Source organism: Streptomyces longisporoflavus (assembly GCF_014649775.1).
GTDB lineage: Bacteria > Actinomycetota > Actinomycetes > Streptomycetales > Streptomycetaceae > Streptomyces > Streptomyces longisporoflavus.
Genome location: NZ_BMTR01000014.1, coordinates 224284 through 245844 on the forward strand (window position 1 = coordinate 224284; position 21561 = coordinate 245844).

Sequence of the window (21561 nt, forward strand, 5' to 3'; positions counted from 1 at the left end):
ATCTCCCTGCTCCACCGGTCACGACTGAGTTTATACGCTTTCTTAACTTCACAAATTTGTGAAACCAGCGTACTTTCAGAAACATGACGAAGGCAATCACTGTCTCCGGACTGCACAAGTCGTTCGGACGGACGCACGCGCTCGACGGTCTCGACCTCGACGTCGAAACCGGCGAGGTCCACGGCTTCCTCGGGCCCAACGGCGCGGGCAAGTCCACGACCATCCGGGTCCTCCTCGGCCTGCTCCGCGCCGACTCCGGAGCCGCCCAGCTCCTCGGCGGGGACCCGTGGACCGACGCCGTCGAACTGCACCGGCGGGTGGCCTACGTACCGGGCGACGTCACCCTGTGGCGCAACCTCTCCGGCGGCGAGGTCATCGATCTCTACGGGAAGCTGCGGGGAGGACTCGACCGGGCGCGCAGGGCCGACCTCATCGAGCGGTACGAACTCGACCCGACCAAGAAGGGGCGTACGTACTCCAAGGGCAACCGGCAGAAGGTCGCCCTCGTCGCCGCCTTCGCGTCGGACGTAGACGTGCTGATCCTCGACGAGCCCACCTCCGGGCTCGACCCGCTCATGGAGGAGGTCTTCCAGACCTGCGTCGAGGAGGAGCGCGACCGGGGCCGCACCATCCTGCTCTCCTCGCACATCCTCAGCGAGGTGGAGTCGCTCTGCGACCGCGTCAGCATCATCAGGAAGGGCCGGACCGTCGAGAGCGGTTCGCTGGCGGACCTGCGCCATCTGACGCGCACCAGCGTCACCGCCGAGCTCGCGGGGCCGCCGAACGGGCTCGAAGGCCTGCCCGGCGTCCACGACATCGACGTATCCGGGAATCGCGTCAAGCTCCAGGTCGAGACCGACAAGCTGGACGCGGTACTGCGCTCGCTCACCGACTCCGGGGTCCGCTCGCTCCTGTCCACGCCGCCGACGCTGGAGGAGCTGTTCCTGCGGCACTACCAGGACGACGACGTCCGCAACGACAAGGCTGACGAGATGGTGTCGCGATGACCGCCGTGACCACCGCGCGGTTCGGGACGCGCACCGGCGGATCACGCCAACTCGCCGGTACCGGAACGCTGTTGAGGCTCGCCCTGCGGCGCGACCGCGTCATGCTGCCCGTCTGGGTGTTCATCGTCGCCGGCCTGGTCCTCTCCATGCCCGGAGCACTGGAGCAGTCGTACGGAACGGCCGCCGAGCGCGCCGACGCCATGCGGTCGATGAACGCCAACTCCTCGATGCGGGCGCTGTACTCGCCGGTCTTCGGGGACTCCATCGGCGCGCTCTCCGCCTGGCGGATCGGGGTGTACGCCGCGATCCTCGCCGCCGTGATGAGCCTGATCATCGTCATCCGGCACACGCGGGACGAGGAGGAGACCGGGCGCCAGGAGATGATCTCCGCCGCGATGGTGGGGCGGCGTGCGCCGCTGACCGCCGCGCTGCTCGCCGCCTTCGTGGCGAACGCCGCCGCGGGGCTGCTCATCGCCGGCGGCATGGCGGGACAGGGCTCCGGCGGTGCGCTCGCACTCGGGCTCGGCGTCGCGGGCACCGGCATGCTCTTCGCCACCATGGCCGCGATCGTCGCCCAGCTCACCGAGAGCGCCCGCCTCGCCAAGGGCCTTACCTCCGGCGTGCTCGGCGCCGCCTACGTCCTCAAGGCCGCCGGTGACGCCGGGACCGAGGGCGGCGAGTCCGTCCTGACCTGGATCTCTCCGCTCGGGTGGGTCCAGAACCTCCGTGCCTTCGCCGGTGAACGGTGGTGGGTGCTGCTCCTGATCGGCGGCGCGATCCTGGCGCAGGGCGCTCTCGCGTACGACCTCGCCGGGCGGCGCGGCGTCGGCATGAGCTTCCTGCCGACCCGGCCCGGGCCCGCGCAGGGCAAGCTCGCCACCGCGGGCGCGCTCGCCTGGCGGTTGCAGCGCGGCAGCGTGCTCGGCTGGGCGCTCGGCTTCCTGGCCGCCGGTGTCGTCTTCGGCGGGATGGCCGAAGGCGCGGCGGACATCGTCGGCGACAACCGCAACACCCGCGACATCATCCAGCGCATGGGCGGCCAGTCCGGCCTCACCGACGCGTTCCTCTCCACGATGGTCGGCATGCTCGGCATGACCGCCGCGCTGTACGTCGTCGCGTCCGTCCTCCGGCTGCACGCCGAGGAGACCTCGCAGCGGGCGGAACCGGTCCTCGCCAACGCGGTGGGTCGGCTGCGCTGGGCCGCCGGGCATCTCGTGATCGCCTTCGGCGGCGCGCTGCTCCTGATGCTGGTGGGCGGGCTCGGTCTCGCCGTCGGGTACGGCAAGGACCTCGGGCCGATCCTGGGGGCCTGCCTGGTGCAGGTGGCCGCGATCTGGGCCATCGGCGGGCTCGCGGTGCTCCTCGCCGGGGCACTCCCCCGTGCGGCGGTCGCTGCCTGGGCGGTGGCCGGGGTCTGCCTGGCGATCGGCTGGATCGGCCCCGCGCTCGACCTACCGCAGGCGGCGATGGACCTGTCTCCCTACGGGCACCTGCCGAAGCTGCCCGGCGGGGGCATGGAGTGGGCGCCGGTGGTGGTGCTTCTCACCATCGCGGCGGCGCTCGTGGCCGCGGGGCTCGCGGGGCTGCGGCGCAGGGACATGATCAGCTGACCGATCCGTTGGCCGACGGCCCGCAAGGCGTGCGGCGCCCCGGGTCCACAGGGGGATCCGGGGCGCCGCGCCACACCTGGCTCACCCCCGTGTAGTACCTGCGACGGACCCCGCAGAACCCGTCCCTGGCGGGACGACCCTCCGTCCCCGCCCCCGTACCTTCGTAAGCGTGACTGAAGCGACCAAGACCGCCCCGAGCAGCTCCCGCAGCCCTGAGGTCCGCCTGGCCATGGGCGCACTCGGGGGGCTCCGCCAGGACCTCTTCCGCGGCGCCTTCGCCTACCGCCCGCTGCCCCCGACGCGCACGGACGGCCCGCTGGCCCGGCGCCTCCCGGACCGGATACGCCAGTACGCCGGGTGGGCGCCGCACGCGGCGGTCACGGTGGCGGCCTTCTTCACCTTCCTCATCGGGTACGCGGACGACGGCGGCGGCCTCGCCTACGTGCTCACCGGGCTCATCCCGGCCGCCGCCGTCGTCATGACCCTGCTCAGGCCCGTCGGCGCCTGGTGGCTCCTGCTCGCCAGCACGCCCTTCTCCGGCGTCCTGGGCTACGGCTGGGACGACCATCCGTGGAGGCCCAGCGTCTTCCTCGCGAACATCGTCGTGATGACGGTGATCACCCTGCGGACCCGCCCGCGCACCGCCGCGTGGATGTGGGTGGGCACCGCGATCTTCGGCATCGGCTCCGAGGTCTTCCTCAGCCGGGGATACGGCACGAACACCCCGGAGATGCTCTTCTTCTCCGCGCTCGCCCTGCTCACCGCCTCCCTCGTGCACATCCGCCGCGAGGCCAAGCACGAGGTCAGCGTGCAGCGGACCGTCACCGAGATGGAGCGCGGCAAGCGCACGCTCCTTGAGGAGCGGACGACGATCGCGCGCGAGCTGCACGACGTCGTCGCGCACCACATGTCCGTGGTCGCCATCCAGGCCGAGGCCGCGCCCTACCGCGTCGAGAACCCGCCGCCCGAGCTCGAGCAGGCCTTCGTCACGATCCGCGAGAACGCCGTGGCAGCGCTGACCGAGCTGCGCCGCGTCCTCGGTGTCGTACGCGCCGAGGACTACGAGGCGCCGGACGCCCCGCAGCCCACCCTCGCCGACCTCGACCGCCTCATCGCCAATGTCGGCGAGACCGGTCTGAACGTCGAGAAGGTGGTCACCGGCGCGGTCCGCGAGCTCCCGCAGGGCGTCGAGCTCTCCGCGTACCGCATCGTCCAGGAGGCGCTGAGCAACACCCTGCGCCACGCCCCCGGCGCCACGGCCCGCGTCGAGGTCGGCTACGTCCTCGGCGGCCTCGGCCTGCGCGTCGTCAACGGCCCGGCGACCGGCCTGGTCAAGCCGTCGCCCGGCGCGGGCCACGGGCTGACCGGCATGCGCGAACGTGTCACGATGCTGGACGGCGTGATGACCACCGAGAACACCGAGGACGGCGGCTACGAAGTCACCGTGTTCCTGCCCGTCGCGTCCGCGCCGGAGACCGACGGAGGCCGGGAATGACGATCCGCGTACTGATCGCCGACGACCAGATGATGGTCCGCGAGGGCTTCTCCGTCCTGCTCAACGCGATGCCGGACTTCGAGGTCGTGGGCGAGGCGGTCAACGGCCGCGAGGCGGTCGAGCGCGTCCGCGAACTCAATCCGGACGTCGTCCTGATGGACATCCGCATGCCCGAGCTGAACGGCATCGAGGCGACCCGCGAGATCGTCGCGGCGGACGTCGACTCGAAGGTCCTCGTCCTGACCACCTTCGACCTCGACGAGTACGTCTACCAGGCGCTGCGCGCGGGCGCGTCCGGCTTCCTCCTGAAGGACGCCTCCGCACGCCAACTCGCGGACGGCGTAAGGGTGGTGGCGGCCGGCGAGGCCCTGCTCGCGCCCTCCGTGACACGCCGCCTCATCACCGAGTTCTCCAAGCTCGGCGAGACGCCGCGCCTCTCGGCGACGGTCCAGGCGCAGCAGTACGGCGAGCTGACCGAGCGCGAGACGGAGGTGCTCGTCCTGATCGCACAGGGCCTGTCCAACGGGGAGATCGCCTCGCGCCTCGTGGTCGCCGAGTCCACGATCAAGACCCACGTAAGCCGCGTCCTGGTGAAACTGGGGCTGCGGGACCGCACACAGGCGGCGGTCTTCGCGTACGAGGCAAGGCTGGTCACGCCGGGCTGAGCGCCATTACCGTCGCTCCATGAACGCCACGAACGCCCTCTTCGACCCCTGGGATCCGGAGTTCATCGCCGATCCCTACCCCGCCTACGCGCGGCTGCGGGAGGCCGGGCGCGTGCACTACTTCGAGCCGACCGATCAGTGGCTCGTCCCGCACCACGCCGACGTGTCGGCGCTGCTGCGGGACCGGCGGCTCGGGCGGACCTATCTGCACCGCTTCACGCACGAGGAGTTCGGGCGGCAGGCACCGCCGCCCGGGCACGAGCCGTTCCACGTCCTGAACGACAACGGCATGCTCGACCTGGAGGCGCCGACCCACACCCGCATCCGGCGCCTGGTGTCGAAGGCGTTCACGCCGCGCACGGTGGAGCAACTGCGTCCCTACGTCGAGGGGTTGGCGGACAAGCTCGTACGGGACCTCGTCGCCGACGGCGGCGGGGACCTCGCAGCCCGCGTCGCCGAGCCGCTGCCGGTGGCCGTCATCGCGCAGATGCTGGGCATCCCGGAGAGCGACCGGGACCAGTTGCGGCCCTGGTCGGCCGACATCTGCGGGATGTACGAGCTGAACCCCTCCGAGGAGACCGCGGCGCGGGCGGTGTCCGCCTCGCTCGAATTCACGGCGTACCTGCGCGAACTCATCGCCGTGCGACGCGAGAAGCCCGGCGACGACCTGGTCTCAGGGCTCATCGCCGCGTACGAGGACGGGGAGTCCCTGAGCGAGCAGGAGATGATCTCCACCTGCGTGCTGCTGCTCAACGCGGGGCACGAGGCGACGGTCAACGCCACCGTCAACGGCTGGTACGCGCTCTTCCGCAACCCGGCCCAGCTGGCGGCCCTGCGCGCGGACCCCGGCGGCCTGGTCCCCACCGCCGTGGAGGAGCTGATGCGTTACGACACCCCGCTCCAGCTCTTCGAGCGGTGGGTCCTCGACGACATCGAGGTCGACGGCACCACCATCCCGCGCGGCAGCGAGGTCGCCCTCCTCTTCGGCTCCGCGAACCACGACCCGGCGGTCTTCGCCGACCCCGCCGCACTGGACCTGGCCCGCGCCGAGAACCCCCACATCTCCTTCAGCGCGGGCATCCACTACTGCATCGGCGCGCCCCTGGCCCGCATCGAACTGGCGGCCTCGCTGGGCGCGCTGCTACGCAGGGCGCCGGGCCTGAGGCTGACGGCGGAGCCTGAGCGGAAACCGAACTTCGTGATTCGAGGGCTTCGGGAGCTGCTTGTCGAGCTCTGATCCCCGTACCGCTCGCTCAGAACGCCAGCTGGGCGATCTCCTCCGCCACCACCGCGCACGCGTCCGCCGCCGGGTCGATCAGCGGGAAGTGGCCGACGTCTTCGAGGAGCGTGACCCCGACGACCTCGCCCGCCTTCGCCGCCGCGTCCGCGTACGCCTCGGCGACCGCCTGCGGCACGACGACGTCCGTACGCCCTTGGACGACGGTCGTGGCGATGCCGGTGGGCAGCAGGGCCGCCGGGTCCGCGTGCGCGAGCCGCTCGTCGAACTTCTCCTTGCCGCCGAGGAACTGGAGCGCGGCGTCCGAGCAGACTCCCAGCTCCCGCGCGACGCGGAAGTCGGCGATGGGCGCGAGGGCGACGGCGCCCCGGAAGGGCGCGGGGCGGTCGATGCGCCAGGGGGAGCCGGCCGGCAGTACGTGCCGGGCTGCGGCCCAGAGGGCGAGGTGGCCGCCCGCGGAGTGCCCCGTGACGACGGTGCGGCGGATGTCCGCCGACGGCAGGAGGTCGGCCACGAGCGCGGGGAGCGCGTCGAAGGCGGCGGCCACGTCGTCGAACGTCTCGGGCCAGCTGCCGGCGGCGGGGCCGCCGCCCTGCGCGGGGATCGGGCTCCCACGGCGGTACTCGACGTTGGCCACGGCGAAGCCACGCCTGGCCAGGAAGTCCACGAAGGGCGTGATGTGCCGCCGGTCGTACGGGGCGCGCCAGGCTCCGCCGTGCAGGACGACCACGAGGGGCGCGGCGACTCCGGGCGCGGTCCGGGGTTCGTAGAAGTCGACCACCTGGTCGGGGTGGTCGCCGTACGCCGCGGTGGCGTCGGGCGTCACCGCGGGGTGCGAGAAGGCGGCTTCGGCCTCGGCGGCATCGCGGGCCACGGCGTCGGCGTCGTCCGGCATGCGACAACCTCTCTACGGGGTGCGGGGGTACTGGCCTTTTGATCTTCCCCTACCCCGCCCCTTCCCGGAACCGGCGCCGGGACACTGTCCGCACCCCGGTACCCCGGCACCCGCACCCCGCACCCCGCGGCCGTCAGCCGGTGGTGTCGGCCAGCGTCCGCGCAAGCACCCCCGCGGCCCGCTCGGCATCGGCGAACCCGACGTACAGCGGCGTGAATCCGAACCGCAGGACATCGGGCGACCGGAAGTCACCGATCACGCCCTGCTCGATCAGCCGTCGCATCACGTCACCCGCGTCGTCGCAGCGCAGGGCGACCTGGCTGCCGCGCTCCTCGTGCGCGGCCGGGGTCAGCACCTCGATGCGGCCCTCTGGGACGTAGGCCCGCACGCACTCGACGAAGAAGTCCGTGAGCGCGAGGGACTTGGCCCGTACGGCCTCGACGGACACCCCGTCCCAGACGTCGAGCGCCGCGTCCAGGGCGAGCATCGACAGGATGTCGGGCGTACCGACCCGCCCCCGCAGCGCACCCTCCGCGGCCTCGAACTCCGGCCGCATACCGAAGGGCTCGGCGTGCGAGTTCCAGCCGGGCAGCGGGGAGTCGAAGCGGGCCTGGAGGTCCGCCCTCACGTAGATGTAGGCAGGTGAACCGGGCCCCCCGTTCAGGTACTTGTAGGTGCACCCGACCGCGAGGTCCACGCCGTGCGCGTCCAGACCGACGGGCAGCGCGCCCGCGGTGTGGCACAGGTCCCAGACCACGAGCGCGCCCGCGTCGTGCACGGCCGCCGTCAGGCCGGGCAGATCGTGCAGGCGGCCTGTGCGGTAGTCGGCGTGGTTGAGCAGGACGACCGCCGTGCGCGGGCCGAGCACGCCGGGCACCTCCGCCGGCGCGACCGGCACCAGACGGCACCCCGTCATGCGCGCGGCGGACTCCGCGATGTACCCGTCCGTGGGGAACGTCGTCGCGTCAACAACGATCTCGTCGCGCCCCTCGTCCGTGTCACGGACCATGCGTACGGCGGCGACCAGGGCCTTGAAGATGTTCACGCTCGTCGAGTCGCCGACCACGATCTGGCCGGGGGCCGCGCCGACGAGGGGGGCTATGCGGTCGCCGACGCGCTCGGGCGCGGTCCACCAGCCGCTCTCGTCCCAGGAGCGGATGCGCAGCTGGCCCCACTGCCGGGAGATGACGTCCGCGACCCGCTCCCGGACGTTCACCGGCAGGGCGCCCAGCGAGTTCCCGTCCAGGTAGACGGTGTCGTCCAGTACGAACTCCTGCCGCTTCGCGGCGAGTTCGTCCTCCTGATCCCTCTTGGCGGCTTGCGCCCGCAGGTCGGTACCGGAAGTCTCCTCAGACATGGCTCCTCGCAGTCCACAGCTCGGGGAAAACGTTCTTCGTCGCGCGCTTCTCCAGCCAGGCCACGCCCGCCGAGCCGCCCGTGCCCGTCTTGGAGCCCATCGCGCGCCGGGTCGCCACCAGGTGGTCGTTGCGCCAGCGCCACACCAGCTCGCCGACGTCCGTCAACGTCTCGCCCAGGCGGGCGAGTTCGTTGCTCTCGTCGCCGGAGTAGAGGTCGGTCCACACCTTCTCGACGGCGGGCGAGGGCTCGTACTTCTGGGTGAGGTCACGTTGCAGGACGGAGGCCGGAATGGCGTACCCCCGGCGGGCGAGCAGGGCGAGGACCTCGTCGTACAGGCTCGGCTCCTGGAGCGCCTTCTCCAGCTCCGCGTGGACGCGCGGCGCGCCCCGGTGGGGCACCAGCATGGACGCGGACTTGTCGCCGAGCAGGAACTCCATGCGGCGGTACATCGCGGACTGGAATCCGGATCCCTCGCCGAGCGCGGAACGGTAGGAGTTGAACTGCGCGGGCGTCAGCTGGGCGAGCGGGCGCCAGGAGGCGTTCAGCGCCTCGAGCTCGCGGAGGCTTCTCTTGAGGGCGGCCACGGCGGCGGGAATGTCGTCGCGGCGCAGCGCGTGCGTCGCGGTCTCCCACTCGTGCACGATGACCGTGAACCACAGCTCCATCACCTGGGTGGTGACCAGGAAGACCATCTCTCCGGGGTCGTCCGAGCGCAGGTGCTGGAGGTGCGTGAGGACGTCCGCCTGGACATAGTCCTCGTACGGGGTGGTTCCTGCGAAGTCGAGGTTCGGGGTGTCCGCCTCTTGGGACATCGCGATCTCCTTGATACGTACTCCGGGTAGCGGTCCGCCCCTGCCGTTACCGACACGGGGGCCCCGGTCCCCACCGGCATCCTCCGCAACATCCCGTGAAACGGCAAGACCTGCCTGGTCACAGCGGCGTCCAGGCAGGTCACGTACGTCTTCGGGTGCTAACCCAGAGTGTCGGCGGCCGTCTCGGAGGAGTCCCTCAGGAACGACGAGCAGCGCTCGTACTCCTCCTGCTCGCCGATCGACTGCGCGGCGCGCGCGAGGCCGTGCAGGGCCCGCAGGAAGCCGCGGTTCGGCTCGTGCTCCCACGGCACGGGGCCGTGGCCCTTCCAGCCGCTGCGGCGCAGCGAGTCGAGGCCGCGGTGGTAGCCGGTACGGGCGTAGGCGTACGACTCGACGACGCTGCCCCGCTCGAACGCCTCGTCGGCGAGCTGCGCCCAGGCGAGCGAGGAGGTCGGGTACTTCGCGGCGACGTCGGCGGGCGCCGCGCCGTTCGCGAGGAGCTCGCGCGGCTCCGGGTCGTCGGGCAGGTGGGTCGGGGGCGGTCCCCCGAGCAGATCCTTGTGAATGGCCATGGGTTCCAGTCTGCTCCATACGCGTACGGGCCCGGCACCCAGGGAAGGGTGCCGGGCCCGTACCGACGCCGTGGCGGCTACTTCAGCTTCGTGCCCGTGGAGCGCAGGTTCGCGCAGGCCTCGGCGACGCGCTTGGCCATGCCCGCCTCGGCGGCCTTGCCCCAGGTGCGGGGGTCGTACGTCTTCTTCGAGCCGACCTCGCCGTCGACCTTCAGGACGCCGTCGTAGTTCTTGAACATGTGGTCCGCGACGGGACGCGTGAAGGCGTACTGCGTGTCGGTGTCGAGGTTCATCTTCACGACGCCGTTCTCCAGGGCGGTCGCGATCTCCTCGGCGGTGGAGCCGGAGCCGCCGTGGAAGACGAAGTCGAACGGCTGCGAGCCCGCGGCCTTGCCGTGCTTGGCGGCGACGCCCTCCTGGAGGTCCTTGAGGAGCTCGGGGCGCAGGACGACGTTGCCCGGCTTGTAGACGCCGTGGACGTTGCCGAAGGACGCGGCCAGGAGGTAGCGGCCCTTCTCGCCCAGGCCCAGGGCCTCGGCCGTACGCAGAGCGTCGTCGACGGTGGTGTACAGCTCGTCGTTGATCTCGTGCGTGACGCCGTCCTCCTCGCCGCCGGTCGGGGTGATCTCGACCTCAAGGATGATCTTCGCGGCGGCGGCCTTCGCGAGCAGCTCCTGGCCGATGGCCAGGTTGTCGGCGAGGGTCTCGGCGGAGCCGTCCCACATGTGCGACTGGAAGAGCGGGTTACGACCGGCCTTGACGCGCTCGGCGGAGACGTCGAGCAGCGGACGGACGTACGTGTCCAGCTTGTCCTTGGGGCAGTGGTCGGTGTGCAGCGCGACGGTGATGTCGTACTTCGCGGCGACGATGTGCGCGAACTCGGCGAGGGCCACGGCGCCCGTCACCATGTCCTTGTTGTGCTGGCCGCCCAGGAACTCCGCACCACCGGTGGAGATCTGGATGATGCCGTCGCTCTCGGCCTCCGCGAAGCCGCGCAGTGCGGCGTGCAGCGTCTGCGAGGAGGTCACGTTGATGGCCGGGTAGGCGAACTTGCCTGCCTTCGCCCGGTCGAGCATCTCGGCGTAGACCTCGGGGGTTGCGATGGGCATGTGTCCGCTCCTTGTGATGTGCGGGTGTGTGCTTGGCCCTGACCTAAGGGGGCGACGTCATCGTCGCCCCCATCTTTCCAGACTTGCCGGGCGGCTCCGGCCGCCCGCCACATACCGGATGCGGTCCGGCTCCGGTCCGGCTCTAGTCCAGGCCGAGGTCGTCCTTGGAGTACGCGAAGAGGTACGGCACCCCGGCGCCCTCGGTGATCTTCTCGCCCGCGCCGGTGGCGCGGTCCACGATGGTCGCGACGCCGACCACCTCGGCCCCGGCCTCGCGCACGGCCTCGACGGCGGTGAGCGGGGAGCCGCCGGTGGTGGAGGTGTCCTCGACGACGAGAACGCGGCGCCCCTTGATGTCCGGGCCCTCGACGCGGCGCTGCATGCCGTGCGCCTTGGCGGCCTTGCGCACCACGAAGGCGTCGAGCCGCTTGCCGCGCGCCGCGGAGGCGTGCAGCATCGCGCCGGCGACGGGGTCGGCGCCCATGGTGAGGCCGCCCACGGCGTCGAAGTCCAGGTCGGCGGTGAGGTCGAGAAGGACCTGGCCGACCAGGGGGGCGGCCTCGCCGTCGAGGGTGATGCGGCGCAGGTCGATGTAGTAATCGGCTTCGAGACCCGAGGAGAGGGTCACCTTGCCGTGCACCACGGCCTTGTCCTTGATCTGCTGCAGCAGGGCGCCACGTACGTCGTCAGTCATGCCTGTCAGCTTAAAGCCGCGTCCAGCTGCTCAGAGCCGCGTCCAGGTCCAGGTCGTCGACGTCTCCAGGGGCTCGATGGGGGTGACGAGGCGGGGCAGGGTGTTCAGCCCGTTCGGCGGCCCGGTCTGCGGCTCCACGCACACGGCGGCCTCCTGCTCGTCGTACACGACGACCCACTGCTCGCGGCTCTTCACCGTGAGCGCGAGCTGCTCGGGCCAGGTCAGGGTGACGTCGACGCCGTCGGGCATCCCGAAGCAGTCGTCCCAGGGGCCGGGGAGGGGGGCGATGCGGTTGCCGGTGGGGAGGTGGTCGTCGCCGCGCTCCTCCTGCCAGGCGGCGTCGAAGTCGATGCGCACGTCGTCCTGCCCGAGGTTCCGGTTGAACCACGGGTGCCAGCCCGCCTGCGCGGGGAAGGAGTCGCCGTACGTCTCGATGCCGAGGGTGAGGGTGAGGGAGTCCTCGGTGAGCTCGACGATCTGCGTGACGCGGCCTTCGTAGGGCCAGGGGTCGGTGAGGTCGTACGTGAACGCGGCCTCGCTCTTGGCGGCGCGGGCGGTGCGCCATGCCGCGTCCCTCGCGAAGCCGTGGATGGCGTGGGGCGGGGAGTTGAGGGGCATCTGGTGGGTGGTGCCGCCGTTGCGGAACCTGCCGTCGCGGATGCGGCCGGCCCAGGGGACCATGGGGAAGCAGCCATAGCGTTCGCCCTGCCGCAGCAGCTCCACGCCGCCGACCCGCAGGCTCTCCAGCCGGCAGCCGTTCCCCGGCCGCACCTCGATCTCCGCGTCACCCGCGGTCAAAGTCACGTTTTCGCTACTCACGGGGTCGACCCTACGGCCAAAGGGCTTTTCCTTCCCCAACCCCGCCCCTTCCCGAAAACCCGCTGCGCGGGGGCGTCCTCAAGCGCCGGACGGCTGCAAGCTTTCAGCCCGTCTGGCGTTTGAAGACGAACTCGGCGGCGGTACGTACAAGACCCCCGGCGCCGGAGCGACTCAGCCCGTCCGGCGTTTGAGGACGAACTCGGCGGAGCCGGTGATGGCGGTAAGTGCAAGGCCCTCGCGCCGGGAGCGACTCAGCCCGTCCGGCGTTTGAGGACGAACTCGGCGAAGCCGGTGATGGCGGTAAGTGCAAGGCCCTCGCGCCAGCGAGTTTTCGGGAAGGGGCGGGGTTGGGGAGAGCTCACCGCCTACGGCGCAAGACCCGCCCCGCGACGATCGCCGAAGCCAGCACCACCGCAGCCGCGGGCGCAGCCCACCGCAGGGTGTCCCGCGTCGACATGGACTCAGCCGCGGGCGCCGGCGCGTACCGCCCCCGGGGCGGCGCGTGATCGACCTCCTCCGCGCTGCGCCCGATCATCGTCCGCCGGGCATGCGCGGCCTCCGCGGGCGGCACCAGAATGTCCTCTACGTCGACATCGACGTCATCGACATCGACGTCATCCTCGGACTCCGCGTCCAACGCCGAGGCCGGCACCTCCGTCTCGAAGACGGAGATCCCATCTACGACATCTACGGGCACCACGGGCTCCACGGGCTCGATGACCGAAGGCCCAGGCCCGGCCTCGGGCCCGGCCACCCGCCCGAGCCCCTCCGCGAACCGATCGAGAAGCCTCCGCACGGTGTTCTCCACAGCCTGTGGAGAACTTTCGGCGACGCGCCCCTCCCCGGCCCCCGTCCCGGTGAAAACCAGCCGGGTCCCGCTCCCGTCCCCGGCGGGATCGACCCGCACCTCAAGGGAGAGCTTCACGGAGCCGCCGCCCCGCACCTCGACGCCCTCGCCCTCGATCGCGAAGGAACGCTCACCTCGCGCGGCGACCCGCGCGGCCCCCCGGTACGTGATCGTGTGGCCGCCGACCCGCACCTTGAGGCGGCCGGAGAGCGGACGGGCGGCCTCGTCCGTGTCGCGCTGCAACCCGGGCACCGCCCCAGCGACCTGCTCGGGATCGCTCAGCACCTGCTGAAGACGGTCGGCGGGAACCGGAACGAACACCTCATGCTCCATGGCAGTCGAGCCTACCCACGTGGCCGAGACCATGTACGTCAGTTCGTCAGTTCGCGTAGCGCGGGTGGACCAGCGTGGAGGGGGCCAGCCCCCGTATCCGCGTCCCTTCGGCGGACACGACACCCGCCCGCGGCGGCGCCCCGGCCGTACCCCGGCGCGGTTCGACGGCCGGCCGGGGGCGGGATCCGGCCGCGAGCACGAACCCCCAGTCGGCGGACCTGCCCGCCACTCGGTACGGCTCGGTCGGCAGCCCCGCCGCCCGCAGCGTCGCCTCGACCGTCCAGAAGACGCGGGGCCTGTCGTCGACGGACCCGGCGTGCACGGCGAGACGGCCGCCCGCGGCCAGGGCAAGCCGCGCGAGGCCGTAGAACTCCTGGGAGTAGAGCTTGGCGCTCGCGGTGCTCGCGGGGTCCGGCAGATCGGAGATCACCACGTCGTACGTACGAGGGGGTGATCGCAGCCAGCGGAAGACGTCGGCGTGCACCACGTGCACCCGGGGGTCGCTGAACACCTGTCCGTTCAGCTCGCTCAGCGCCGGGTCGTGGCGCGCGAGGCGCACGAGGCCGGGGTCGGGCTCGACGACGTCCACCCGCCGCACCCCCGGATGCCGCAGCACCTCGCGCGCCGCGAGGCCGTCGCCGCCGCCCAGGACGAGCACGCGCGCGTGCCTGCCCTCCATCGCGGGGCCGACGAGTGCCCGGTGGTAGCGGTACTCGTCACGGCCGCTGACGCGCAGCCGCCCGTCCACGTAGAGGTCGAGCGAGGTCTTCCTGCCGCCCGTGAGGACCACTTCCTGGATGTCGGTGCGCACGGCGACCCGTACGTCCTTGCCGTAGACCGCGCGCCGCGCCGCCGCCTCGAAGTCGCCGACGAGTGCGGCGGCCGAGGCGAGCAGGCCAAGGACGGTGACGTTCGCGACGAGCAGCACCCAGCGGCCGCGCACGCTCAGATCGTGCCGGAACAGGCCGAAGACGAGCGCCCCGCCCGCGACGGCGTTGACCGCGCCGGTGATCAGCGCCCCGGACAGCTGGCCGAACAGGGGGAGCAGGAGGAAGGGGAAGGCGAGGCCGCCCACGAGCGCGCCCACGTAGTCGGCGGCGAACAGGTCCGACACGGCGCCGCTCGCGTCCTGCCGCCTGATCCGCTGGATGAGCACCATGAGCAGCGGCACTTCGGCGCCGATGAGCAGGCCGATGGCGAGCGAGAACGCGACGAGGAGGTACCGCGAGCCGCCCGCCCAGACCTCGCCCTTGTCGCCGGTCCAGGCGAACGCGGCGTACAACGCCATGGCGCTCAGTCCGCCGACGAGCGCGAGCGCCGACTCCACCAGGCCGAACCCGACCGCGGCCCGGCACCGCAGGCGCTTGGCGAGCAGGGAGCCGATGCCCATGGCGAAGACCATGACCGAGAGGACCACCGACGCCTGGGTGACGGAGTCACCGATCAAGTACGAGGCGAGGGCGACGAGTTCGAGTTCGTACACGAGACCGCAGGCCGCGCAGATGAAGACGCCCGCGAGGACGAGCAACCGCCCCGTCCGGGGTGTCACGGGTAAATGTGTTGACGGCTCGATCACCTTGGGAACGCTACGTCACCGCAAGCTTACGTCCGGTCACCCACAAGGGTGCATCGCGGGCACCCGGATCCCGACGCGGGTACGGGTCGCGACGAGTTGCCCGTCCTGCGGATAGGCGTGCCAGGTGCGCCACTGCACCGCTCCTTCGTGCCGCTGCGCCAGCATCGCCGTGAACGCGTGCGGACTGCCGGGGAAGACCCCGGCCAGGCCGTGCGGGTGCTCGGCGACCAGGGCGAGCAGTTCCTGCGCGCGGCCCGCGAACTGGCCGCGCGAGAGGGTCTCCACGCGCGCCGCGAATTCGTACTCCCAGTCGCCCAGGCGCTTGGAGACGCCGAGCGGCAGTGGCGTACTGCTGCCGGGGATGCAGGCGACGGTCTCCGAGCAGGTGCCCCGTTCCTCTTCGAGGAGCACTTGGTGCGATGCCCCCAGGAGCCGCAACTCCATTCTGGCGTCGGCGAGTTGCAGTTCGAGAGTGGCGAGCGCGGGCAGCGGCTCACGCCCCAGGGTCCAGGCGAGGTCCGCGGCGCACGTGTCGGTATAGACAGTCTTCAGGGTCGTGAGCATGGGTCGGCTCCGCTATCACGCAATGGAAGTGGTGCCGGCGCACCCGGTCGTCGGCGACCGGGAGGTCGGAATGCCGGCTCGTACCCACGAGAACGTCCTCGTTGTCCCAGTAGTCCGTTTCGAGGGCGGCGCTGACGGTTAAGAGGGAATCATGGACTGCTGCACTGCCACAGCGTTTTTACCCAACTTCGGAGGGTTTCCACCCCCGCGGGGGCTGCACAGTTCAACTGTTCAATGAGTCAACGACAGAGTGCCCGGCAGGAGTTGCCTCCCACCGGGCACTTCAAACAGATGGACGGACCAGCTGCCCCGTGTCAGCTGCCTCCGCCACCGCCGCACCCGCCACCGCCGCCACAGGAGGAGGAGCCGCCACAGGACGACCCTCCGCCGCAGGAGCTGCCGCCATGGTGGCCGCCGTCACCGCCGCCGGCCCACCAACCGCCACTGGAAGACGACCCGGCCGACCCGGAGTACGTCCCGCCGCTTGAGCGACCGGCGTACACCGCGAGTCCGACGACCACAACCACCGCGACAAACACGAAGACCACCATCATGACCTTCACGCCCCTTTCCGTTCCCCCGAAGCAGGCCCCCCGTGGGTCCGCGTTCTTCCGTGTTGTTCTTGTTGCACTTGCGTGAAGGGGGGATGCCCCTGCCGCCGACGACCCAAGCCGGAGTTGAGCAACTCCAGAGGTTCGGCGCAGGATGGCGGCCATGACCTCCACATCCGGGAGCGGGCGCCCGCTGCTCAACCGCCGCCTCGCCGAGTTCGGTACGACGATCTTCGCCGAGATGTCCGCGCTCGCCGTGAAAACCGGCGCCATCAACCTCGGTCAGGGGTTCCCCGACACGGACGGTCCCGAGGAGATCCGCGAGGCCGCGGTCCGTGCCCTGCGCGACGGGCGCGGCAACCAGTACCCGCCGGGCCCCGGCATCCCCGAGCTCCGCGCTGCCGTCGCCGCGCACCAGCGGCACCGGTACGGGCTCGCGTACGACCCCGACCGCGAGGTCCTGGTCACGGCGGGCGCGACCGAGGCGATCGCCGCCTCGCTGCTGGCCCTGGTCGAACCCGGCGACGAGGTCATCGCCCTGGAGCCGTACTACGACTCGTACGCCGCCTCGATCGCCCTCGCCGGCGGCAAGCGGGTCCCCGTGACGCTGCGCCCGGACGCCGCCGCGGGACGCTTCCGTCTCGACCTGGACGAGCTGCGCGACGCGATCACCCCGCACACCCGGCTGCTGCTCCTCAACACCCCGCACAACCCGACCGGCACGGTCCTGACCCGCGCCGAGCTCACCGAGATCGCGCGGCTCGCGGTCGAGCGCGACCTCCTCGTGGTCACGGACGAGGTCTACGAGCACCTGGTCTTCGACGACGGCGAGGGCACGGAGCACATCCCCCTCGCCTCGTTCCCCGGCATGCGCGAGCGCACGGTGACGATCGGCTCGGCGGGCAAGACGTTCTCGTTCACCGGCTGGAAGGTCGGCTGGATCACGTCCACCCCGGAGCTCGTGACGGCGGTCCGCTCGGCGAAGCAGTTCCTCACGTACGTCTCCTCGGGGCCCTTCCAGTACGCGATCGCGGAGGCCCTGGCGCTCCCCGACTCGTACTTCGCCGACTTCCGCGAGGGCATGCGCGCCAAGCGGGATCTCCTGAGCGAGGGCCTTACGGCGGCGGGCTTCGACGTCTACCGGCCCGCGGGGACGTACTTCGTCACCACCGACATCAGCGCCCTGGGCGAGACCGACGGCTTCGCCTTCTGCCGGGCGCTGCCCGAGCGCATCGGTGTGGTCGCCGTCCCGAACGCCGTCTTCTACGACCACCGGGAGGCGGGGGCGCCGTTCGTGCGCTTCGCGTTCTGCAAGAAGGACGAGGTGCTCGCCGAGGCGGTGTCGCGGCTCAAGTCGCTGTAGCGCCGGACATCACGAAAGCCCGGCCGGATCTCCCCGGCCGGGCTTTCGCGCTGTCGTGCCGACGTGTGCCTAGGCCTCGTCGTCGGGCTTCGCGTCACCCTCGGTGCCGTCCACCTCAGCCTCGAGGCCGAGCTGCTCGACGAGCCACTTGTCGAACTCGATGGCGGCCCGCACCCAGCTGACCGTCGACGACACGAAGTGCTCCAGGGAGACACCCGTGCCGATCAGCATCTGCGCCTCGCCGATGAGGCGGACGGTGCCGTCGTCGTGGGTGTGCGTGTAGACCTTCGGCCACAGGGTGCGGCGGTTCCAGTCGTCGATCGCCTCGAGGAGCTGCTGCTTCTCCTCGATGCCGTGCGCACGGTCGTAGAACGTCCGCACCGAGAAGACCTGCTGGTCGCCCTCGCCGCGGAACATGAAGTACGTGCGGAACTCCTCCCACGGCGCCGCGAGGTCACCCTCGTCGTCGACGACGTGCTTGAGCTCCATCTGGTCCAGGAGCTGCTTGACCAGGTCCTGGTCGGGGACAACGGGGCCCGCCGGTCCATCGCCCTGCTGCGGTTCGGGCTGTCCCCCGAAATTCGGAATCGAGGACGGGTCGATGCTCACGTGCTTAGTCCCTTCGTACGGATTCCGCCATCCTGCCCCATGTCGGGCGGGGGCCCGCAACCCCCGCCGCCGATGTGACCGGGTTATGCCGTCCTGAAGTCCCTCACAGGGACTTTCCGGTGGTATTTCCGGCGGTGTTTCCGGCCGCCGGACCGACGATCAGACCGTCCCCGAAGATGTCCACGCGCACCGTGTCGCCGTCCTTCACCTCGCCCGAGAGGATCTCCTTGGCGAGGCGGTCGCCGATGGACGTCTGGATGAGGCGCCGCAGCGGCCGTGCGCCGTACGCCGGGTCGTTGCCCTCGTCCGCCAGCCAGGCAAGCGCCTCCGGGGAGACGTCCAGCGTCAGGCGCCGCTCGGCGAGCCGCTTCGCGAGGCGTCCGATCTGCAGCTCGGCGATGTGCGCCAGCTCGTCCTTGCTGAGGGCGGAGAAGACGACGAGGTCATCGAGGCGGTTCAGGAACTCCGGCTTGAAGGAGGACCGTACGACGTCAAGGACCTGCTGCTTCTTCTCCTCGGGCGAGGTCGTCGGCTCGACGAGGTACTGACTGCCGAGGTTGGAGGTGAGGACGAGGATGGTGTTGCGGAAGTCCACCGTCCGCCCCTGCCCGTCGGTCAGGCGCCCGTCGTCGAGCACCTGGAGCAGTACGTCGAAGACCTCCGGGTGCGCCTTCTCCACCTCGTCGAGGAGCACCACGCTGTACGGGCGCCTGCGCACGGCCTCGGTGAGCTGGCCGCCCTCCTCGTACCCGACATAGCCGGGCGGGGCACCGACGAGGCGGGCCACGCTGTGCTTCTCGCCGTACTCGCTCATGTCGATGCGGACCATGGCGCGCTCGTCGTCGAAGAGGAAGTCCGCGAGGGCCTTCGCCAGCTCGGTCTTGCCGACGCCGGTCGGGCCGAGGAAGAGGAAGGACCCGGTGGGCCGGTCGGGGTCGGCGATCCCGGCGCGCGTGCGGCGCACGGCGTCCGACACCGCCTGCACGGCCTCGGTCTGGCCGATGAGCCGCTTGCCCAGCTCCTCCTCCATGCGCAGCAGCTTCTGGGTCTCGCCCTCCAGGAGGCGGCCCGCGGGAATGCCCGTCCAGGCGCCGACCACGTCGGCGATGTCGTCGGGGCCGACCTCCTCCTTGACCATGGTGTCCTTCGAGACCTCCTCCTCGGCCTCGGAAGCGACCTCCAGGTCGTGTTCGAGCGTGGGGATCTCGCCGTAGAGCAGCTTGCTCGCGGTGTCGAAGTCGCCGTCGCGCTGGGCGCGCTCGGCCTGGCCGCGCAGCTCGTCGAGCTTCTCCTTCAGCTCACCGACGCGGTTGAGGGACTGCTTCTCCTTCTCCCAGCGTGCGTTGAGCCCGCGCAGCTCCTCCTCCTTGTCGGCGAGGTCGCGCCGCAGTCGCTCCAGGCGCTCCTTGCTCGCGGCGTCGGTCTCCTTGCTGAGCGCGAGCTCCTCCATCTTCAGGCGGTCGACGGAGCGCTGGAGCTCGTCGATCTCCAGGGGCGATGAGTCGATCTCCATGCGCAGCCGGGACGCGGCCTCGTCCACCAGGTCGATGGCCTTGTCGGGCAGGAAACGCGAGGTGATGTACCGGTCGGAGAGCGCGGCGGCGGCGACAAGGGCGCTGTCGGCGATCTGGACCTTGTGGTGGGCCTCGTAGCGCCCCTTGAGCCCGCGGAGAATCGCGATGGAGTCCTCGACGGTCGGCTCGTCGACGAGGACCTGCTGGAAGCGGCGCTCCAGGGCGGGGTCCTTCTCGATCCGCTCGCGGTACTCGTCGAGGGTGGTGGCGCCGACCATCCGCAGCTCGCCGCGGGCGAGCATGGGCTTGAGCATGTTGCCGGCGTCCATGGCGGAGTCGCCGCCCGCACCGGTGCCGACGACGGTGTGCAGCTCGTCGATGAAGGTGATGATCTGCCCGTCGCTCTCCTTGATCTCGGAGAGGACGGTCTTGAGGCGCTCCTCGAACTCGCCGCGGTACTTCGCGCCCGCGACCATGGCACCCAGGTCGAGCGAGACGAGCCGCTTGTTCTTCAGGGACTCGGGAACGTCGCCCTTCACGATGCGCTGGGCGAGCCCTTCGACGACGGCGGTCTTGCCGACGCCGGGTTCGCCGATGAGGACGGGGTTGTTCTTGGTGCGCCGGGACAGGACCTGCACCACGCGCCGGATCTCCTGGTCACGCCCGATGACGGGATCGAGCTTTCCCTCCTTGGCGGCAGCGGTGAAGTCGGTGCCGAACTTCTCCAGGGCTTTGTACTGACCCTCCGGGTCCGGTGTGGTCACCCGGCGTCCTCCCCTTGCCTTCTCGAACGCGTCGAGCAGCTTCTTGGCGGTGGCCCCGTTCTTGCTCAGGACCTCTCCGGCGGGGCCGCCCTTCGCGGCGACGCCGATCAGCAGATGCTCGGTGGAGAGGTAATCATCGCCCAGCTCCTTCGCCCGCTGCGAGGCGTCGGCGATCACCGCGAGCAGATCGCGGTTGGGCTGCGGCGGTGCGACGGTCGACCCGGTGACGCTGGGCAGGCCGCTCAGAGCCCGCTCGGCGTCGGCGCGGACGGCGGCCTGGTCGGCGTCGACCTCGGCGAGCAGGTCGGTGATGTTCTCGTTGTCCTGGCCCTCGAGCAGCGCGAGCAGCAGATGCGCGGGGGTCAGGTCGGGATGCCCTTCCTGCACGGCGCGATTGCTGGCCGCGTTGATCGCGTCCCGGCTCCTGTTGGTCAGCTCGGCGTCCACGTGAGTCGTCTCCTCCTTGCGATCCGTATGACCCGGTGGCACGGGTGACCCGGCCCACCTGCTTTAAACAGCGTACATAAAGTTGAGTCTATTCCGCTCAAGGAGGCATCCGCTCAGGATGCATCCGGTCAAGGGAGGCGGAGCAGGAATCCGTCCGGCGGCCGGTTAAGTTCCCTGCATGGCCATCGACCCGCACCACCCGACGCCCGCCTACCTCAGCTTCTGGCGCGAGCGGCATCTGTGCACGCTGACGACACCCCGCCCCGACGGCACCCCGCACGTCGTCCCGGTCTGCGTGACGTACGACCCGGAGGCGGGCGTGGCTCGCGTGCTCGCGAGCAGGTCGAGCGCGAAGGTCAGGAACGTCCTCGCGGCGACAGAGGCGCACGGAAGCGGCGGGGCACGGGTGGCGGTCTGCCAGGTCGACGGGGCGCGCTGGGCGACGCTGGAGGGCATCGCGCGCGTACGCACGGAGCCGGCGGAGGTCGCGGAGGGCGAGCGGCGCTACGAGGAGCGGTACGGGAAGCCGCCGAGGGTGAATCCGAACCGGGCGGTCATCGAGATCTCGCTGACGCGGGCGATGGGGGCGCGGGTACTGAAGGAGGCCTAGCGCCTCGCCGGGGGCCCGGCACGCACGGACCCCGCACGCACGGACCCCGCACGCACGGACCCCGCACGCACGGACCCCGCACACACCACAGCGGCGCCACCGTGTTCAG

19 protein-coding genes are annotated in these 21561 nt (G+C 71.0%); 7 read left to right on the forward strand and 12 right to left on the reverse strand.

Translation table 11 applies throughout. The features are described 5' to 3' along the window. Positions 1 to 83: 83 nt before the first annotated feature. The 5 genes from IE226_RS27630 to IE226_RS27650 all read left to right on the forward strand — a co-directional run bounded on the left by IE226_RS27630 (position 84) and on the right by IE226_RS27650 (position 6014). Positions 84 to 1007 (forward strand): ABC transporter ATP-binding protein, encoded by a 924-nt coding sequence (locus tag IE226_RS27630; protein WP_190084097.1) that lies wholly within the window; start codon positions 84 to 86, stop codon positions 1005 to 1007. Continuing rightward, positions 1004 to 2617 carry an ABC transporter permease gene (locus IE226_RS27635; protein WP_190084098.1) on the forward strand — a complete coding sequence of 538 codons (1614 nt, stop codon included), beginning with the start codon at positions 1004 to 1006 and terminating at the stop codon, positions 2615 to 2617. The genes IE226_RS27630 and IE226_RS27635 overlap by 4 nt, the downstream gene beginning before the upstream one ends. A 169-nt stretch (positions 2618 to 2786) precedes the next feature. Beyond that, positions 2787 to 4112: a sensor histidine kinase gene (locus tag IE226_RS27640; protein WP_373307043.1), complete on the forward strand. Its 1326-nt coding sequence runs from the start codon at positions 2787 to 2789 to the stop codon at positions 4110 to 4112. Next, positions 4109 to 4777, forward strand: coding sequence for a response regulator (locus tag IE226_RS27645; RefSeq protein WP_190084099.1), 669 nt, complete (start codon positions 4109 to 4111; stop codon positions 4775 to 4777). Before IE226_RS27640 ends, IE226_RS27645 begins: the two co-directional genes overlap by 4 nt. A 19-nt stretch (positions 4778 to 4796) precedes the next feature. Further along, on the forward strand, positions 4797 to 6014 hold the full coding sequence (locus IE226_RS27650) for a cytochrome P450 (protein WP_190084100.1): 1218 nt from the start codon (positions 4797 to 4799) through the stop codon (positions 6012 to 6014). A 16-nt stretch (positions 6015 to 6030) separates the two neighbouring features. Here the strand turns inward: IE226_RS27650 and IE226_RS27655 are convergent, their stop codons facing one another. From IE226_RS27655 to IE226_RS27700, 10 genes are all read right to left on the reverse strand, one after another. Further along, complete coding sequence (locus IE226_RS27655) at positions 6031 to 6909, reverse strand: alpha/beta hydrolase family protein (RefSeq protein WP_190084101.1); 879 nt, start codon at positions 6907 to 6909, stop codon at positions 6031 to 6033. A 133-nt stretch (positions 6910 to 7042) separates the two neighbouring features. Further along, a complete protein-coding gene (gene kynU / locus IE226_RS27660) occupies positions 7043 to 8266 on the reverse strand; it encodes a kynureninase (protein ID WP_190084102.1) in 1224 nt (407 codons plus the stop codon). Then, positions 8259 to 9080, reverse strand: coding sequence for a tryptophan 2,3-dioxygenase family protein (locus IE226_RS27665; RefSeq protein WP_190084103.1), 822 nt, complete (start codon positions 9078 to 9080; stop codon positions 8259 to 8261). Before IE226_RS27665 ends, kynU begins: the two co-directional genes overlap by 8 nt. A 158-nt stretch (positions 9081 to 9238) precedes the next feature. Then, positions 9239 to 9652, reverse strand: a complete 414-nt coding sequence (locus IE226_RS27670; protein ID WP_190084104.1) for a DUF3151 domain-containing protein — start codon at positions 9650 to 9652, stop codon at positions 9239 to 9241. Positions 9653 to 9729: 77 nt separating this feature from the next. Beyond that, positions 9730 to 10761: a class II fructose-bisphosphate aldolase gene (gene fbaA / locus IE226_RS27675; RefSeq protein WP_190084105.1), complete on the reverse strand. Its 1032-nt coding sequence runs from the start codon at positions 10759 to 10761 to the stop codon at positions 9730 to 9732. Positions 10762 to 10903: 142 nt separating this feature from the next. Next, positions 10904 to 11455 (reverse strand): orotate phosphoribosyltransferase, encoded by a 552-nt coding sequence (gene pyrE, locus IE226_RS27680; protein ID WP_125514075.1) that lies wholly within the window; start codon positions 11453 to 11455, stop codon positions 10904 to 10906. 30 nt (positions 11456 to 11485) lie between these two features. Next, entirely contained in the window at positions 11486 to 12274 is a 789-nt protein-coding gene (locus IE226_RS27685) for an aldose epimerase family protein (RefSeq protein WP_190084106.1), read from the reverse strand. 358 nt (positions 12275 to 12632) lie between these two features. Next, positions 12633 to 13454 carry an SRPBCC family protein gene (locus IE226_RS27690; protein WP_190084107.1) on the reverse strand — a complete coding sequence of 274 codons (822 nt, stop codon included), beginning with the start codon at positions 13452 to 13454 and terminating at the stop codon, positions 12633 to 12635. Between the two features lie 46 nt (positions 13455 to 13500). Next, positions 13501 to 15030, reverse strand: coding sequence for a polyamine aminopropyltransferase (locus IE226_RS27695; RefSeq protein ID WP_190084108.1), 1530 nt, complete (start codon positions 15028 to 15030; stop codon positions 13501 to 13503). 36 nt (positions 15031 to 15066) lie between these two features. After that, a complete protein-coding gene (locus IE226_RS27700) occupies positions 15067 to 15594 on the reverse strand; it encodes a DUF2617 family protein (protein WP_190084109.1) in 528 nt (175 codons plus the stop codon). Positions 15595 to 16299: 705 nt separating this feature from the next. Here IE226_RS27700 and IE226_RS27705 point away from each other — a divergent pair. Further along, positions 16300 to 17508, forward strand: coding sequence for a pyridoxal phosphate-dependent aminotransferase (locus IE226_RS27705; protein WP_373307044.1), 1209 nt, complete (start codon positions 16300 to 16302; stop codon positions 17506 to 17508). 69 nt (positions 17509 to 17577) lie between these two features. On the opposite strand, the gene IE226_RS27710 is transcribed toward IE226_RS27705, so the two are convergent. After that, positions 17578 to 18117 carry a YbjN domain-containing protein gene (locus tag IE226_RS27710; protein ID WP_190084111.1) on the reverse strand — a complete coding sequence of 180 codons (540 nt, stop codon included), beginning with the start codon at positions 18115 to 18117 and terminating at the stop codon, positions 17578 to 17580. Between the two features lie 103 nt (positions 18118 to 18220). Beyond that, positions 18221 to 20842 (reverse strand): ATP-dependent chaperone ClpB, encoded by a 2622-nt coding sequence (clpB, locus tag IE226_RS27715; protein ID WP_190084112.1) that lies wholly within the window; start codon positions 20840 to 20842, stop codon positions 18221 to 18223. Positions 20843 to 21020: 178 nt separating this feature from the next. On the opposite strand from clpB, the gene IE226_RS27720 reads away from it, so the two are divergent. Next, on the forward strand, positions 21021 to 21452 hold the full coding sequence (locus IE226_RS27720; RefSeq protein WP_190084113.1) for a pyridoxamine 5'-phosphate oxidase family protein: 432 nt from the start codon (positions 21021 to 21023) through the stop codon (positions 21450 to 21452). The last annotated feature ends 109 nt before the right edge of the window (positions 21453 to 21561 follow it).